The sequence below is a fragment of the Roseovarius azorensis genome (assembly GCF_900109455.1).
GTDB classification, from domain to species: domain Bacteria; phylum Pseudomonadota; class Alphaproteobacteria; order Rhodobacterales; family Rhodobacteraceae; genus Roseovarius; species Roseovarius azorensis.
Window position 1 is genome coordinate 92,008 of record NZ_FOAG01000001.1, and the last position, 15,734, is coordinate 107,741.

The following is a 15,734-nucleotide window of genomic DNA, read 5'->3' on the forward strand; positions in this document are numbered from 1 at the left end:
GCGCGTGACGAATGGGTGATATCTCCAGGGAAGCGGGAGAATTTAGGGAAAATGGACAGAATCGACCGTCAGATCATCGCCGCCCTGCAATGCGACGGGCGTCAGAAACTGGCCGATCTCTCGGCGATCGTCGGGCTATCGCCCACACCGCTGGCGCGCCGCATCGCACGGCTGGAGTCCTCGGGCGTGATCACCGGCTATGCCGCGCGCGTCGATCAGGAGAAACTCGGCCTGCCGCTCAATGCGTTTGTCTTTGTCGAGCTGGAGCACCACACGCGCGATGCGATAACTGCCTTCGAGACCCGGCTCAGACGCTTTGACGAGGTCATGGAATGTTATCTCATGACCGGCACGCGCGATGTCCTGATTCGCGTTGTGGCCGCAGACCTGGCCGGATTCGACCGGTTTCTCGAAGAGGGGCTGATGCAGACGCCGGGTATTCGGGCGATGCGGTCAAGTTTTGCGCTGCGCACGATGATCCGGCGTGATGCACTGCCCGAGAGGTGAGGATGGGGGACGCTGTCCCCCAAACCCCCTGAGGTATTTCAGGCCAGATGAAGGCCGGGCCGGTTTCTAGAGCGCGGCTTCGAAGAGTGCGGTCAGGTTGTTCCTAGTTAGTGGCACCGGATTGCCGCCACAGCTGGGATCGGTCAGTGCGTCGCGGACAAGATCGGGGATCGCCTCTGCCGTCACGCCCAGATCGGATAGTTTGCGCGGGATGCCGAGGCTGTCGTTGAACTCCTGCACGAAGGCCCGAAAGCCGTCGAAGCCTCCCTTGAGGCCGAGATAGCCCGCGGCGCGGTCGAATCGGTCGCGGATCGCATCTGCGTTCAGGTCCAGCACCGCAGGCATGCAGACCGCATTGGTGGTGCCGTGATGGGTGTTGAAATAGGCGCCCACCGGGTGGCTCATGGCATGGATCGCGCCAAGGCCCTTCTGAAACGCCGTGGCCCCCATCGCCGCCGCGCTCATCATCTGGGCGCGCGCCTCAATGTCGTTGCCATCGACATAGGCGCGCGGCAGGTATTCGATCATCAGCCGCATGCCCTCAAGCGCGATGCCCTGGGACATCGGGTGATAATGCGGGCTGCTGAAGGCCTCGACACAATGGGCAAAGGCGTCAAGCCCGGTGCCTGCGGTGATGAATTTCGGCATGCCAACCGTCAGTTCGGGATCGCAGATCACCACGGTCGGCAGCACCTTGGGGTGAAAGATGATCTTTTTCGCGTGTGTTTCGGAGTTGGTGATCACGCTGGCGCGCCCCACCTCCGAGCCGGTCCCGGCCGTGGTCGGCACGGCGATGATCGGCGCGATGGCATCGGCATCGGCGCGCGTCCACCAGTCGCCAATATCCTCGAAATCCCAGAGAGGTCGGATTTGCCCAGCCATGAAGGCCACCATCTTGCCCAGGTCGAGCCCCGAGCCGCCGCCAAAGGCGATGACCCCGTCATGTTTTCCCGCCTTGTAGGCGGCGACACCGGCGGCAAGGTTGATCTCGTTAGGGTTGGGATCGACCTCCGAGAACATCGCCCGGCCAAGACCCGCGGCGTCGAGAATATCGAGCGTCTGCGCCGTGACCGGCAGGCCTGCAAGCCCCTTGTCGGTGACCAGAAGCGGGCGCTTGATCCCGGCCTGCGCACAGGCAGCGGGTAGCTCGGCAATCCGGCCAGCGCCGAATTTGATCGCGGTCGGATAGGACCAGTTGGCAGTCAGGGTCATTGCGTCACCTTCTTGAGATGGTAGGATTTGGGGCGGGTGAGGTTGTGATAGCCGATCACCGAGAGGCCGCCGCCTCGCCCGGTGTTCTTGCAGCCGGTCCAGCAGAGGCCGGGATCGAGGTAATCGGCGCGGTTGAGAAAAACCGTGCCGGTCTCGATCCGGTCGCCCACCGCCTGCGCGCGCGCCACGTCGGTGGTCCAGAGGCTAGCGGTCAGGCCAAACTCGCTGTCGTTCATGAGCGCGATGGCCTCGTCGTCGGAGGCCACCGGCATGATGCCCACGACTGGGCCAAAACTCTCGTCGCGCATGACGCGCATGTCATGGGTGACATTGGTGAGGATCTGCGGTGTGAGATAGGCCGCGCCGTCATCCTCGGGCATGGTCGTGATATGCGCCTTGGCACCCATGTCCAGCGCCTCGGCCACCTGCGCACGCACCTCAGCGGCAAAGCGCAGATTGGCCATCGGTCCTATGGTGGTCTCGGCGTTCAGCGGATTGCCCAGCCTATAGGAATTCACCAGCGTCACGGATTTCTCGACAAAGGCGTCAAACAGGCTCTCGTGCACATAAATTCGCTCGATCCCGCAGCAGCATTGGCCGGAGTTGAACATCGCCCCGTCAATCAGCGTCTCGACAGCGGCGTCCAGATCGGCATCTTCCATCACATAGCCCGGATCCTTGCCGCCCAGTTCCAGCCCCAGCCCGGTGAATGTGCCCGCCGCCGCACGCTCCATCGCGCGCCCGCCGCCTACGGATCCGGTGAAATTGACGAAGTTAAAGGCACCGCCTGCGATTAATGCAGATGTCGTGTCGTGATCCAGAAACACGTTTTGAAACACATCCTCGGGCACGCCTGCCGCGTGAAACGCCTTTGCCATGCGCTCGCCCACGAGAAGCGTTTGCGTTGCATGTTTCAACACCACGGTATTGCCCGCGATGAGCGCAGGCGCCACGGTATTGATCGCTGTCATGTAGGGGTAGTTCCATGGTGCCACGACAAGGACCACGCCATGCGGGATCCGCCGGACATAACGCATGAACGTCGCGTCCTCACCCACGGCGATATCCGCCAACGCCCCTTCGGCAATCGCCGCCATATGGCTTGCGCGTTCGTTGAAGCCGCGGAATTCACCGCCATAGCGCACCGGGCGGCCCATCATATGCGCCAGTTCCGGTACGATTGCGTCGTTCATCGCGCCCACGGCGGCGACGCCGGCCATCACCAGCCGCGTTCGTTCCTGCAAGGGGCGCGCAGCCCAGTCCGCCTGTGCCGCACGCGCCCGTCCGACCGCCGCCTGTGCCGCCGCAAGCGTCAGCGCCGGGCGTTCGGCATAGACCGATCCGTCGATGGGGGAGATACATTTCAGTGTCTGCATGATCGCATCCTTGATAGCGGGCATTCCGCCCGCCCTTTCATCCTGTCAGAAATACTCAATTCCGCCGACGCGGCGCTCAGGCCCGTTCGAATCCGCGCGCAACCTCATAATCGGTGACCACGCGGTCGAAATCCTCTATTTCGATCTCGGCGGCGCGGGCGTAATGGTCGACCACCTCGTCGCCAAAGGTCTCGCGCAGGAAGGCCGAGATCTTGAATACCTCATAGGCGTCGCGCAGCGTTTGCGGAATGCGCCCCGTGTCGCCCGCATAGGCATCGCCGACGGTGGGCGGCGGCAGTTCCAGCTTGTCCTCGATCCCCTTGATCCCGGCAGCCAGCATCGCGGCCATTGCGAGATAGGGGTTGAGGTCGGACCCGCCCACGCGGCATTCGACGCGCACCGCCTTGGTGCCCTCGCCGCACAGGCGGAACCCAGCGGTGCGGTTGTCCACTGACCAGATCGTGCGGGTGGGGGCAAAGGTGGCCTTCTGGAAACGCTTGTAGCTGTTGATGTAGGGCGCGAGGAAATAGGTGTAATCGGGGGCATATTTCAGCAGACCCGCCATGTAATGTTTCATCAGCGCACTCATGCCCAGCTTGTCCTCGGGGTCAAAGAACGCCGGTTTGCCGTCTTTCCACAGCGATTGGTGGACATGGGATGACGATCCCACCCGCTTGTGGCTCCATTTCGGCAAAAAGCTGGCGGCGTGGCCCCGTTGCCATGCGATCTCCTTGATCGCATGCTTTGCGATGGTGTGGTAGTCGGCGGTATCGAGCGCGGGGGCGTATTTGATGTTCAGTTCCTCCTGACCGGCCTCGGCCTCGCCCTTGGTGTTCTCGATGGGCAGGCCCGCCGCGTGCAGGTGGTTGCGGATGGGGCGCATCACATGCTCTTCCTTGGTGGTCTGGAAGATGTTGTAATCCTCGTTATAGCCCGAAATCGGTGTCAGATCGCGATAGCCGGATTTGCGGATATCATCATAGCTTTTTTCGAACAGGAAGAATTCCAGTTCCGTTGCCATCATCGCGTCAAAGCCCATGGCATCGAGCCGCGCCAGTTGGGATTTGAGCATGGCGCGCGGCGAATGCGGCACCGGCGCGTGGGTGTGGTGGTCGAGTACGTCGCACAGCACCATCACCGTGCCATCGAGCCAGGGCATTCGGCGCAGGGTCGAGAGGTCCGGCTTCATGATGTAGTCGCCATAGCCCCGTTCCCAGCTGGTGGCGGCAAAGCCTTCGGGTGTGGTCATTTCAAGGTCAGTGGCCAGCAGGTAGTTGCAGCAGTGGGTTTCCTCCCAAGCGCTGGCGACGAAATGGCCCGCATGAAAGCGTTTGCCCATCAGGCGCCCCTGCATATCCACAAAGCAGACCAGAACGGTGTCCACCGTGCCGGATGCGGCCTCGGCCTTGAGGGCGTCAAAAGTAAGATTGGCTGGCATGTCTCAGATCCTGTTCGTGTGAGCGCCCCGGCGCGGGGTTGTGCCGCGCGCCGGGACAGGGTGGTTCAGGTATAGCGATAGGGCCGTCCGGCCTTGGCCATGTCGGCATTGTATTTCTTGAAGATCTCGACAACCTTTGCCTTGGTCGGGCTCTCGGCTGCAATTTCGTCCCAGAATACCAGTGCCGCGTCCTCGACCTGCTGCCACTCGGCATCGGGGATCGTGGTCAACTGCATCTTGGTGCCATTGACGCGCAGGGACGCTTCGCCGCCCCAGTACCACCACTGGCGATAGTAATGCGACTGGTCGCAACACACCCGGAAGAGCGTCTGCAAATCCTCGGGCAATTCGTTCCAGCGGTCCATGTTGGCAAAGAACGACCCGGCCCAGGCGCCGGAGATGTTGTTGGTCAGGAAATAGTTGGTCACATCGGCCCAGCCCACCGTGTAATCTTCGGTGATGCCTGACCATGCGATACCGTCCAGTTCACCCGTCTGTACGGCGACTTCGATATCTTCCCACGGCAGTGTCACCGGCACCACGCCGAACTGCGTCAGGAAGCGGCCTGCAGTCGGGAAGGTAAAGACGCGCTTGCCCTTGAGATCCTCAAGGCTGTGGATCGGATCCTTGGTGGCGAAATGACAGGGATCCCACGCACCCGCGCTGATATGCTTGACGCCGACCTTGGAATATTCCTCGTCCCATATCTCGTTGAGGCCGTATTGATTGAACAGCACCGGCACATCAAGGCTGTAGCGCGAGGCAAAGGGGAAATAGCCACCAAACACGGTCACTTCGGTGGGTGACGCCATGCTGTCGTCATCCGATTGCACCGCATCAATCGTGCCGCGCTGCATGGCCCGGAACAATTCGCCGGTCGGTACCAACTGATCGGCAAAGAACAGCTCGATCTGCATCCGGTCGCCTGCGATCTTGTTGAACATGTCCACCGCGGGTTTGATCACATGTTCGGCCAGCGCGGCCCCGGCATAGGTCTGCATGCGCCAGGTGATCGTTGATTGTGCCAGTGCCGGTGTGGCCAGCGGCGCTGCGAGGGCACCCGCCCCGGCAGAGGTCAGAAACTTGCGTCTGGTGGTCATCGTCTTCTCTCCTTGTTATAAAATTCCGGCCCCTGTCCGGGGCTCTTCTCGGGATTATTTTCCGTATACATGATCCGGCAGCCAGAGTGCGATCTGCGGGAACACCATCACCAATGCCAGCGCCAGCACCATCACGCCCACGAATGGGATGATCGACCAATAGATATCGCGCAGCCCGATTTCGGGCGGGGCCATGGCGCGCATGAGAAAGAGATTATAGCCAAAGGGCGGCGTCATGTAGGCAATTTGCGTGGTAATGGTGTAGAGTACGCCGTACCAGATCAGATCAAAGCCAAGCGCGCCGACCAGTGGCACATAGAGTGGAGCCACGATGACCAGCATCGCTGTATCGTCCAGAAATGTGCCCATCAGGATGAACGAGAGTTGCATCAGGATCAGGATCATCCAGGGGCTGAGGTGCAACTGTTCGGTAAAGAGATACTCTATCGCCTTGACCGCCCCCAGCCCGTCGAACACCGCGCCAAAGCCCAATGCGGCTAGGATGATCCACATGAACATGCAGGATATGGCCAGCGTGTTGCGCACCGACGTCTCGAACACCAGCCGTGTCATCCGGCGTTTCAGCACCGCCGCCACGAACGCCGCCATCGCGCCAATAGCCGAGCTTTCCACAAGGCTCGTCCAGCCTTTGACAAAGGGCACCATCATTGCGGCAAAGATGAACAGCGGCAAGAGACCGGCCCGCAGAAGACGCAACTTCTCGGCCAGTGACACATTACGCTCTTCTTCGGACAGGACCGGACCCAGATGCGGCTGAATCCGGCAGCGCACATAGATGTAGATGATGAACATCGTGGCCATCATCAGGCCGGGAATGACGCCCGCGAGCCACAATTGCCCGACCGGTTGCCGCGCGATCATCGCATAGAGCACCAGCACCACCGAGGGCGGCACGAGAATACCCAGCGACGATCCAGCCTGAATGACACCCGTCACCATGATCTTGTCATAACCCCGGCGCAGCAGTTCCGGCAGCGCGATTGTCGCGCCGATCGCCATGCCCGCCACGCTGAGGCCGTTCATCGCCGAAATCAGCACCATGAGTCCGATCGTGCCGATCGCTAGGCCGCCGCGCACCGGTCCCATCCAGACATGAAACATGCGATAGAGATCATCGGCGATCTTCGATTCCGACAGCACATAACCCATGAAGATGAACATCGGCAGGGTCAGCAGCGGATACCATTTCATCAGCTTCATCGCGGCGGAGAACGGCACATCCACTCCGCCCACGCCCCAGAGCAGCATTGCCGCCGCCGCGCCGACAAAGCCGATAGCGCCAAAAACCCGCTGTCCGGTCATTAGCATCAGCATCATTGACGAGAACATCAGGATGGCGATCATTTCATAGGGCATCAGAGCGCCTCGCCCCTGATCCGGCCGATGTCCCGGAAAAGTTCGGCCAATGCCTGCAGCAGCATCAGGAACAGACCGACGCAGAGAATTGTCTTCACCGGCCAGATGAAGGGCCGCCATGCGGTCGAAGAGCGCTCCATGAAGCCCAGCTCCTGAGCAGCGGCAGCCGGACCTTGGGTCACCAGCGTCTTGGTGAGATCCCAGAACCATGCAAACGGTTCTGTCCCGAAATACCCCAGCGAATAGGCGGTGGAACCGACCGCACCATAGAGTAGCACGCCGAGATAGAACATCAGGAAGAGGACCGTAAAGGCATCGACCCACGCCTTGGTCTTGATTGACCAGTTGCCATAGAACAGGTCCATCCGCACATTGCTGCCCAGTTGGATCGAATAGGGTCCGCCCAGCACGTAGTAGGCGACCATGACGAATTGTGCGGTCTCAAGCGTCCAGAGCGACGGGTTGAAAAGCGCCTTGGACAAAGAGGACCAGAGCAGCACGCCGATCAGCGCGAAAATCAGATACATCGTGATCCGTCCGATAAAGCGGTTCATTGAATCGATCGCGCGGATATAGGCAAGGACGGGCCTAGGCATGCGTGCTCCCCTCGGCCGTTTTGACACAAACGGCCAGCGCCGGGCGCAGCAAGGTCAGGATCTCTTCGGCCATCTGCGCCTGTGCCCTCGCGTCGGTCAGAAGATCATTACGGATCTCGATCATCACGTTGGGCAGGCCATGCGCCAGCCCGTGCAGTTTCAGCGAATGGGTCACGCCATCCTGCGGGCCGTAGGGATCGTTGCGGCGGATCACCCGGTGCGGCAGGTGGTGCGCCTCGGCCAGCATCGCATCCGCGAGCCGCGTGTCGTTGTCATGCAGGATTCCGATTTCACAATCGCGTTGTGCGCCGAACCAGACCGGGGTGAAGCTGTGGATCGTGATCAGGGCCGTTGCCAGCCCTGCTGCCTTGCGTGCCGCGATCACCTCGGTGACCCTGGCGCAGAACGGTTCGTAAACGCTCGCTACCCGTTCGGCGCGCTGGGCCTCATTCAGCCCGCGATTGCCTGGCACCTCGATCTGCTCCGAGCGTTCCGGCATGGCGCTCGCCGCCTCGGGCGGCCGGTTGCAATCATAGACCAGCCGCGAGACCCGCGCCGCAACCATCGGCGCGTGCAGGGCCTCGGCCAGATGCACCGCCACCGTCCTTGCGCCCGGATCCCATGCTGCATGGCTCGCGCGCGCCGCATCGTCGAGTCCCAGGCCATCGTATCGCGCCGGAATATGGTTTGACGCATGTTCGCACAGGATCAGCGCCGGGCTCACCGCCCGCGCACCGATCACTTCGACCACGTCAGACTCATTTCTGTGCAGATCGCTTGGCATCTGCCTCTCCTAGGGTGCTTGTAAAAATGTTTCCACATGGCATGATTTGTGTCAATATATTTCCAGCAGGTGCTTGACGATTGTCTTGCCGCCTGCCTGTCCCGGCAGCAGTCAGACGAGGATGACCGATGTGAGCAAGCTACCGCCAACCGTGCGTGATCTGATCCGAGAGCATTACAGCACCCTCACGCAATCCGAGCGCAAATTTGCGCAGGCGCTTCTGGACAGCTACCCGGCTGCGGGGCTGGCGTCGATCACCATCGTGGCGGCCAATGCGGGCGTTTCCACACCTACCGTGGCGCGGATGGTGCAAAAACTGGGCTTCAAGGGCTATCCGCAGTTTCATCAGGCCCTGCTGAAGGAACTGGAGGCCAAGGTGTCCGGGCCCACCCAACGCCGGGCCAACTGGGCGTCAGAGGCACCTGCCACGCATTCGCTCAATCGTTTCGCGCAGGCGGTGACTCAGAACATCGAACAGACCTTCGCCAATATCGACAGCGCGCGGTTCGACGCGGCGGCGCACCTTCTGGCCGATACCGACGGGCGGCTCTATCTGGTGGGCGGGCGCATCACCCGGGCGCTCGCAGATTATGCCTTTACCCATTTTCAGGCGGTGCGCGAACGGGTCACTCATATGACCTCGTCCTCGGCCACATGGCCGCATTATGTGCTGGATATGATTGAAGGGGACACTCTGCTGATATTCGACATCCGCCGCTATGAAACCAACCTGATGCGTCTGGCAGAAATCGCCACGGCGCGTGGCGTCCGGGTGGTGCTGATCACCGATCAGTGGATGAGCCCGATTTCCGATCTTGCCACCCACAGTTTCAACTGCTGGGTGGAAATCCCCTCGGCCTGGGATTCCAACATCTCGACCATGATGTTGCTAGAGGCGCTGATTGCCGCCGTGCAGGAGGAACGCTGGCCCGCCACACGCGAGCGTTACGAGCGGTTGGACGAGTTGTTCAACGCGACGCGTCTGTTTCAGAAGTAAACGATCAGCTGCGCCCCGCAACCAGATGGGTGATCTGGGCCGCCGCCTGCGCCACGGCGCGGCCGAATTCGGCGATCTGCATGTCGGCGAACCGACTGCTGGGGCCAGAGATCGACACGCCCGCGCAGGGCTCGCCCCGGTCGTTGAAGATCGCCGCCCCGATGCAGGACATCCCGTCATAACGCTCGTTGCGGTCAAACGACCAGCCGCGCGCGCGGGTCTGCGCCAGATCGTCGAAGAGTGCTCTGGGGGTGACATGGGTCTTGTCGGTAAAGCCCTTTAGTCCCGCGCCCTTGAGCAGCGCGAGCAGCCGTTCCTCAGGCAATGCGGCCAGGATCGCCTTGCCCGTGCCCGAGGCATGCATTGGCGTGCGCGATCCGGGCGGAAAGAATGCGCGGATCGGGTTCTGCGTCTCGACCTGGCCGATGAACACCACCTCCGCCCCATCCGGTACGGCGAGATTGGCGGTCTCACCGGTCTGCTCCATCAACCGGCGCATCACCGGGCGTCCGGCGTCGGCGAGATTGGTCCGCTTGAGATAGGCCACGCCCGTGCGATAGGCCTCGATCCCGATGGTCCAGTCCTGGCGTTCCTCGTCAAAGCGGACGAAATCCCGCTGTTGCAAGGTGGTCAGAATGCGGTGTGTGGTGGCGGTGGGAATCCCGAGGCTGAGCGACAGGTCGCTGAGGTTCACTCCTTCCTCGCGCGCAACGGCGGTCAGCACGCCAAGCGCGCGATCAAGTGCCTGCATCGTTCCGGCGCTGCTCTCGCTGAACTGCGATTTAGGGCGACCACGGGGACGCTTGGGTTGTGTCATGACTGCGATTCCTCCAGGATGGCTTCCGGAATTAAATGAAAATTATTTTCATAATGTCAATTATGATGATATTGGAAAATTAAAAATATATTAAAAACATAAGCATAAATAATTAAAATAAATAATGGAAAATAATTTCAAGAAAATTGCATATGACTCTGTGTTGAGGCATGATCAACCATCATCACAGGAGGATGGTGCGATGTCAGATCAGAATCCGGTTTTCATTCCCGGCCCCACGAATATTCCCGACCGCCTGCGCCGTGCGATGCAGGTGCAGACGCAGGATCACCGTTCTCCGGCCTTCGTGAACACGCTCGCCCCTGTGCTTGAGGGATGCAAGACGGTGTTCGGCACGACTGTCGGCCAGATCATCACCTTTCCGGCCAGCGGCACGGGCGGATGGGAGGCGGCGATCACCAACACGCTCTCGCCCGGCGACAAGGTTCTGGTGGCGCGCTACGGCATGTTCAGTCACCGCTGGATCGACATGTGCCAGCGACACGGGCTGAGCGTTGAGATTATCGAATGCGCATGGGGTAGCGGCGCACCCGCGGACCGGTTCGAAGAAGCATTGAAGGCCGACAACGGCCATGCCATCAAGGCAGTTCTGGTCACTCATAACGAGACCGCGACCGGCGTGCGCTCGGACATTGCCGCTGTACGGCGTGCGATCCAGGAAGCGGATCACCCGGCGCTGCTGATGGTGGACTGCGTGAGTTCCCTGGCCTCGATGCCGTTCGAGATGGACAAATGGGGTGTCGATATCGCAGTCAGCGGCTCGCAAAAGGGGTTTATGCTGAATACGGGCATGGCGATTCTTGCAGTCAGCCCCAAGGCATTGGCGACGATGGAGCGCGCGCAATTGCCGCGCACCTTCTTCGATTTCCGTGATATGATGAGTGCGAATGGCAAGGGCGGATTTCCCTACACCCCGCCGCTGCAACTGATCTACGGCATGGCCGAAAGCCTCGACATGCTGTTCGAGGAGGGGCTGGATAATGTTTACGCCCGTCACACAAGGCTGGCTGAAGGTGTACGTCGCGCGGTTTCCGGCTGGGGGCTGAGGCTGGTTGCGCAGTCCCCGGATCTCTACTCCGACACGGTGAGTGCTGTTTACGTGCCCGAAGGTTTTGACAGCAACGCGCTGACCGAGCATGCCTTTGCCAATTATGGTGTCAGCTTCGGCGTCGGTCTGGGCGAAATGAACGGTCGTGCGTTCCGCATCGGGCATCTGGGCAGTCTGACGGCCACGATGGTTCTGTCGGGGCTGGCGACGCTGGAAATGGCGATGGCGGATCTGAAGTATCCGGTCAGGTTGGGTAGTGGCGTGATCGCGGCGCAGGAATATTACCGCGCCACCGCCAAATCCACCCTGACCGAACGGGCTGCGTGAAAGGAGTGACCATGCTGGACCAGAGAACTGCAAGCGATCTGACGATCGAAGACATGCGCGCCGCGCATGAGAGAATCAAACCCTATATCCACCGCACGCCGGTCCTGACGTCATCCTTTCTCAATGATCTGACCGGGGCGCAATTGTTCTTCAAATGCGAGAATTTCCAGAAGGCGGGGGCGTTCAAGGTCCGGGGCGCGTCGAATGCGGTTTTCGGCCTGAGTGAAGAGATGGCGCGAAAGGGAGTGGCGACGCACAGTTCTGGCAATCACGCACTTTCGCTCAGCTATGCTGCCGGGCGGCGCGGGATCCCCTGTAACGTTGTCATGCCCCGAACCGCGCCGCAGGCCAAGAAGGACGCGGTGCGCGGCTACGGCGGGATCATTACCGAATGCGAGCCCTCGACATCGAGCCGCGAAGAGGTATTTGCCCGTGTCGAGGCCGAGACGGGGGCGGAATTCGTGCATCCCTACAACGATCTGCGGGTGATCGCGGGGCAGGCGACCTGCTCTGCGGAACTGCTCGAACAGACCGACGGGCTGGACGCGGTGATCGCACCCATTGGCGGCGGCGGTATGGTGTCCGGCACATGTCTTACACTCTCGAATCTGGCGCCTCATGTCGAAATCTACGCCGCAGAGCCGGAGCAGGCGGACGACGCCTATCGCAGCTTCAAGGCGGGGCACATCATTGCCGATGACGCGCCCGACACGGTAGCCGACGGACTCAAGGTGCCGCTCAAGGAAAACACCTGGCATTTCGTTTCGCATCACGTCACCGACATCCTGACCGCGAGTGAGCAGGAAATCATCGACGCGATGAAGCTGACCTGGAAGCGCATGAAGATCGTCATAGAGGCAAGCTGTGCCGTGCCGCTCGCGACCATTCTGAAAAACCCCGAGGTGTTTGCCGGCAAACGGGTCGGCGTCATCATCACCGGCGGCAATGTCGATCTCGACACGCTGCCCTGGATCAAGTGAGGAGGAAAAGAGATGAACAAACCGGTAACCTTTGAAGGCCTTGAGGTTGGCTATGACATACCCGCCCTGCCGGGCATGGATGAGGCCGATATTCAGACCCCTTGCCTGATCCTCGATCTCGATGCGCTTGAGCGAAACATCAGGAAGATGGGCGATTGGGCCAGGGAACACGGCGTGCGCCACCGGGTGCATGGCAAGATGCACAAATCCGTCGATGTTGCGAAATTGCAGGAAAGCCTCGGCGGTTCCTGCGGCGTCTGCTGTCAGAAGGTCAGCGAGGCAGAGGTCTTTGCCCGTGGCGGTATCAAGGATGTTCTGGTCTCGAACCAAGTCCGCGACCCTGCCAAGATCGACCGTCTGGCCCGCCTGCCGAAGCTTGGGGCGCGCACCATCTGCTGCGTCGATGATCTGGCCAATGTGGCCGACCTCTCGACCGCCGCGCAAAAGCATGGAACCGAGATCGAATGCCTCGTGGAAATCGACTGTGGCGCGGGGCGCTGCGGCGTGACGACCACCCCCGCCGTGGTCGAGATTGCCAAGGCCATCGACGCAGCACCGGGCCTCAGATTCGCGGGCATTCAGGCCTATCAGGGTGCGATGCAGCACATGGACAAATATGAGGATCGCAAGGCCAAGATCGACATCGCCGTGGCTCAGGTCAGGGATGCCGTCGACACGCTCAAGACTGAAGGACTGGAGTGCGATATCGTCGGCGGCGGTGGCACTGGCAGCTATTATTTCGAGGGCAACTCGGGCGTCTATAACGAGCTTCAGTGCGGTTCCTATGCCTTCATGGATGCCGATTACGGGCGCATCCTCGACAGGGATGGCAAGCGGATAGACCAGGGAGAGTGGGAAAACGCGCTCTTCATCCTGACCTCCGTGATGAGCCACGCCAAGGCTGACAAGGCCATCGTGGATGCAGGTCTCAAGGCACAATCGGTTGATAGCGGTCTGCCGGTGGTGTTTGGCCGCGCGGACGTGCAGTATGTCAAATGCTCGGACGAGCATGGCGTGGTTGCCGACCCCGATGGCGTGCTCAAGGTCAACGAGAAACTGCGCCTCGTGCCCGGGCACTGCGATCCGACCTGCAACGTGCATGACTGGTATGTTGGCGTGCGCGGCGGCAAGGTTGAGACCGTCTGGCCGGTGTCCGCGCGCGGCAAAGCCTATTGAGGGGCGGCATGATGAATACTCATGCGGAAGCGACCGCCGACGGCTTCGTGATCGTCGGCGAAGACATCTGCGAAAAGGTGATCAGCCGCGCGGATGCCTTTGACGCCGTAGAGGCGGTGTTTGCGGCAATGGCGCGGGGGGATGCCTATAATTTCCCTGTTGTCCGCGAGGCGATCGGTCATGCCGATGCGCTCTATGGTTTCAAGGGTGGGTTCGATCGCACTGGACTCTCGCTCGGGCTCAAGGCTGGCGGCTACTGGCCGGGCAATATGGCCAGGGGTCTGACCAACCATCAATCCACAGTGTTCCTGTTTGACCCCGATACCGGGCGTCTCTCGGCGCTGGTGGGTGGCAACTACCTGACCGCTCTGCGCACGGCGGCCTCCTCCTCGGTCTCCATCGCGCATCTGGCGCGCGAGGACTCGAAAGTGCTGGGCATGGTGGGTGCGGGTCACCAATCCACCTTCCAGTTGCGCGCCGCCGTCGAGCAGCGCGATTTCGAGAAGGTCGTGGCATGGAATCCGCATCCCGAGATGCTGCCGCGTCTGGGTGCTGTGGCTGAGGAACTGGGGCTGGCGTTCGAGGCAGTCAGTCCCGAAGATCTTGGTGCGCAGGCGGATGTGATCATCACCATCACCAGCGCGTTTGAGCCGCTGATCATGGCCGACTGGATCAGACCTGGCACGCATATCGCCTGCATGGGCACCGACACCAAAGGAAAGCAGGAGGTCGACCCGGCGCTGTTCTCCCGTGCCACCGTCTTTGCCGACGAGGTCGCGCAATCCATCAGCATCGGCGAGGCGCAGCATGCGGTGGGACAGGGCGTGATTGCCGAGAGCGACATCACGCCTGTCGGCGCCGTGATCAACGGCACCCATGGCGGGCGCGGCTCGGATGAGGAAATCACCCTTTTCGACGGCACGGGGGTGGGTCTTCAGGATCTGGCCGTGGCAGCGGTCGCCGCGCGACTGGCACGCGAACAGGGGCTGGTGACGCCGGTCACGTTTTAGCAGGCCTCAAAAGGACGCAGGCTGTCGCGGAATTCGTCCATGAATTCCAGCGTGATCATTGACGGATGTTTGTGGATTGGTCGGACAAGCGCCAGGCGATGCGGCACGGCAGGCGCGAAGGGACGGAATTCCAGCCCCCTCGCGCCATAGCCCGCAGCGTCTAACTCGCTGATGATTGACAGGCCCACGCCGCGCAGCACCAACTCGCAGGCGGCGGTGAACTGGCGCGCCTCGACGATGGAATTCATCTCGACCCCGGCAGCGAGAAACTGCTCGTTCAACTCGCGGAAAAAGGCGCTGTCGCGACGGGTGTGGATCAACCGCTCTTCGGCCAGATTTTCGGGAGTGATCCGGGGCTTTGCAAGCAGGGGATGGCCCGTCGGAAGGATGCAGACCGAACGGATGAGAATCGTCTTGCTGTCTACTGCCGGATGGCCGTCGAAACTGTCGGTGATGCCACAGTCATATTGCTCTCCGACGATCCATTCAAGGATGCGTTCCGGCCTGTCGGGCTCGATCGTCGCGGTGACACCGGGGCGGTCGGCCAGAAACCGCGCCATGATGCCAGGGAGGTGCGAGGTGGCGAAGCCGGGCAGACAGGCGATGCGCAGATGCCCTGCCTTGCGGTCGTTGAGATGGCGACTGACCTCGCCGATATGGTCGAGCATCTCCAGAACCCGGTGAATATCCGGCAGCAGGAATCGCGCCTCCTGCGTCGGGGTGAGGCGCCCACCCTGCCTGTCAAACAACTGGAACCCGACCTCGGCCGAGAGGTCGGATAGCAGACGACTCACCGCTGGCTGCGATATTCCCAGGAGCTCGGCGGCGCGGGTCATTGAGCCTGTTTCGGCGACGCAGTCCAACGCTTCAAGCTGACGCAGGCGCAAACGGGTAGACAAGACGATGATTTCCTTTTGGATCTCTCAATATGACAATAATATGATATTATACTAATGCTCATAAATGCC

At 61.1% G+C, this 15,734-nt stretch carries 15 protein-coding genes; 6 read left to right on the top strand and 9 right to left on the bottom strand.

The window, feature by feature from the left end; all coding sequences use genetic code 11:
• Positions 1-51: 51 nt before the first annotated feature.
• The gene (locus tag BSG08_RS00480; protein ID WP_093030382.1) at positions 52-507 is read left to right on the top strand and encodes an Lrp/AsnC family transcriptional regulator; all 456 of its coding nucleotides are present in this window, start codon (positions 52-54) and stop codon (positions 505-507) included.
• Positions 508-573: 66 nt separating this feature from the next.
• Here BSG08_RS00480 and BSG08_RS00485 read toward each other — a convergent pair whose 3' ends face one another.
• The 7 genes from BSG08_RS00485 to BSG08_RS00515 all read right to left on the bottom strand — a co-directional run bounded on the left by BSG08_RS00485 (position 574) and on the right by BSG08_RS00515 (position 8,390).
• Complete coding sequence (locus BSG08_RS00485) at positions 574-1,719, bottom strand: iron-containing alcohol dehydrogenase (RefSeq protein WP_093030385.1); 1,146 nt, start codon at positions 1,717-1,719, stop codon at positions 574-576.
• The gene (locus BSG08_RS00490) at positions 1,716-3,095 is read right to left on the bottom strand and encodes an aldehyde dehydrogenase family protein (protein ID WP_425439254.1); all 1,380 of its coding nucleotides are present in this window, start codon (positions 3,093-3,095) and stop codon (positions 1,716-1,718) included. Before BSG08_RS00490 ends, BSG08_RS00485 begins: the two co-directional genes overlap by 4 nt.
• Before the next feature lie 76 nt (positions 3,096-3,171).
• Entirely contained in the window at positions 3,172-4,533 is a 1,362-nt protein-coding gene (locus BSG08_RS00495; protein WP_093030388.1) for a glutamine synthetase family protein, read from the bottom strand.
• Positions 4,534-4,598: 65 nt separating this feature from the next.
• Complete coding sequence (locus BSG08_RS00500; RefSeq protein WP_093030391.1) at positions 4,599-5,633, bottom strand: TRAP transporter substrate-binding protein; 1,035 nt, start codon at positions 5,631-5,633, stop codon at positions 4,599-4,601.
• Between the two features lie 54 nt (positions 5,634-5,687).
• Complete coding sequence (locus tag BSG08_RS00505) at positions 5,688-7,010, bottom strand: TRAP transporter large permease (RefSeq protein ID WP_093030393.1); 1,323 nt, start codon at positions 7,008-7,010, stop codon at positions 5,688-5,690.
• A complete protein-coding gene (locus tag BSG08_RS00510) occupies positions 7,010-7,606 on the bottom strand; it encodes a TRAP transporter small permease subunit (protein ID WP_093030396.1) in 597 nt (198 codons plus the stop codon). Before BSG08_RS00510 ends, BSG08_RS00505 begins: the two co-directional genes overlap by 1 nt.
• Positions 7,599-8,390 (bottom strand): N-formylglutamate amidohydrolase, encoded by a 792-nt coding sequence (locus BSG08_RS00515; RefSeq protein WP_093030399.1) that lies wholly within the window; start codon positions 8,388-8,390, stop codon positions 7,599-7,601. Before BSG08_RS00515 ends, BSG08_RS00510 begins: the two co-directional genes overlap by 8 nt.
• Before the next feature lie 130 nt (positions 8,391-8,520).
• Here BSG08_RS00515 and BSG08_RS00520 point away from each other — a divergent pair, with 130 nt between their 5' ends.
• Positions 8,521-9,387 (top strand): MurR/RpiR family transcriptional regulator, encoded by an 867-nt coding sequence (locus BSG08_RS00520; RefSeq protein ID WP_093031856.1) that lies wholly within the window; start codon positions 8,521-8,523, stop codon positions 9,385-9,387.
• Positions 9,388-9,391: 4 nt separating this feature from the next.
• Here BSG08_RS00520 and bhcR read toward each other — a convergent pair whose 3' ends face one another.
• Entirely contained in the window at positions 9,392-10,204 is an 813-nt protein-coding gene (bhcR, locus tag BSG08_RS00525) for an HTH-type transcriptional regulator BhcR (RefSeq protein WP_093030402.1), read from the bottom strand.
• Positions 10,205-10,406: 202 nt separating this feature from the next.
• Here bhcR and bhcA point away from each other — a divergent pair, with 202 nt between their 5' ends.
• Genes bhcA through bhcD form a run of 4 tightly spaced genes read left to right on the top strand, consistent with a single transcriptional unit; the run spans position 10,407 to position 14,766 of the window.
• Complete coding sequence (gene bhcA / locus BSG08_RS00530) at positions 10,407-11,600, top strand: L-aspartate--glyoxylate aminotransferase BhcA (protein ID WP_093030405.1); 1,194 nt, start codon at positions 10,407-10,409, stop codon at positions 11,598-11,600.
• Positions 11,601-11,611: 11 nt separating this feature from the next.
• Positions 11,612-12,580, top strand: coding sequence for a beta-hydroxyaspartate dehydratase BhcB (gene bhcB / locus BSG08_RS00535; protein ID WP_093030408.1), 969 nt, complete (start codon positions 11,612-11,614; stop codon positions 12,578-12,580).
• A gap of 12 nt (positions 12,581-12,592) precedes the next feature.
• Entirely contained in the window at positions 12,593-13,756 is a 1,164-nt protein-coding gene (gene bhcC, locus BSG08_RS00540; protein WP_093030411.1) for a 3-hydroxy-D-aspartate aldolase BhcC, read from the top strand.
• Positions 13,757-13,764: 8 nt separating this feature from the next.
• A complete protein-coding gene (gene bhcD / locus BSG08_RS00545; protein WP_093030414.1) occupies positions 13,765-14,766 on the top strand; it encodes an iminosuccinate reductase BhcD in 1,002 nt (333 codons plus the stop codon).
• On the opposite strand, the gene BSG08_RS00550 is transcribed toward bhcD, so the two are convergent.
• Positions 14,763-15,665: a LysR substrate-binding domain-containing protein gene (locus tag BSG08_RS00550; protein WP_093030417.1), complete on the bottom strand. Its 903-nt coding sequence runs from the start codon at positions 15,663-15,665 to the stop codon at positions 14,763-14,765. The two genes, bhcD and BSG08_RS00550, sit on opposite strands and share 4 nt — an antisense overlap.
• Positions 15,666-15,734 lie beyond the last annotated feature (69 nt).

Excerpts from the sequence above, each read along its gene's own strand:
- BSG08_RS00480 (WP_093030382.1), top strand. The coding sequence starts at position 52 with ATGGACAGAATCGACCGTCAGATCATCGCCGCCCTGCAATGCGACGGG.
- BSG08_RS00485 (WP_093030385.1), bottom strand. The coding sequence starts at position 1,719 with ATGACCCTGACTGCCAACTGGTCCTATCCGACCGCGATCAAATTCGGC.
- BSG08_RS00490 (WP_425439254.1), bottom strand. The coding sequence starts at position 3,095 with ATGCAGACACTGAAATGTATCTCCCCCATCGACGGATCGGTCTATGCC.
- BSG08_RS00495 (WP_093030388.1), bottom strand. The coding sequence starts at position 4,533 with ATGCCAGCCAATCTTACTTTTGACGCCCTCAAGGCCGAGGCCGCATCC.
- BSG08_RS00500 (WP_093030391.1), bottom strand. The coding sequence starts at position 5,633 with ATGACCACCAGACGCAAGTTTCTGACCTCTGCCGGGGCGGGTGCCCTC.
- BSG08_RS00505 (WP_093030393.1), bottom strand. The coding sequence starts at position 7,010 with ATGCCCTATGAAATGATCGCCATCCTGATGTTCTCGTCAATGATGCTG.
- BSG08_RS00510 (WP_093030396.1), bottom strand. The coding sequence starts at position 7,606 with ATGCCTAGGCCCGTCCTTGCCTATATCCGCGCGATCGATTCAATGAAC.
- BSG08_RS00515 (WP_093030399.1), bottom strand. The coding sequence starts at position 8,390 with ATGCCAAGCGATCTGCACAGAAATGAGTCTGACGTGGTCGAAGTGATC.
- bhcR (WP_093030402.1), bottom strand. The coding sequence starts at position 10,204 with ATGACACAACCCAAGCGTCCCCGTGGTCGCCCTAAATCGCAGTTCAGC.
- bhcA (WP_093030405.1), top strand. The coding sequence starts at position 10,407 with ATGTCAGATCAGAATCCGGTTTTCATTCCCGGCCCCACGAATATTCCC.
- bhcB (WP_093030408.1), top strand. The coding sequence starts at position 11,612 with ATGCTGGACCAGAGAACTGCAAGCGATCTGACGATCGAAGACATGCGC.
- bhcC (WP_093030411.1), top strand. The coding sequence starts at position 12,593 with ATGAACAAACCGGTAACCTTTGAAGGCCTTGAGGTTGGCTATGACATA.
- bhcD (WP_093030414.1), top strand. The coding sequence starts at position 13,765 with ATGATGAATACTCATGCGGAAGCGACCGCCGACGGCTTCGTGATCGTC.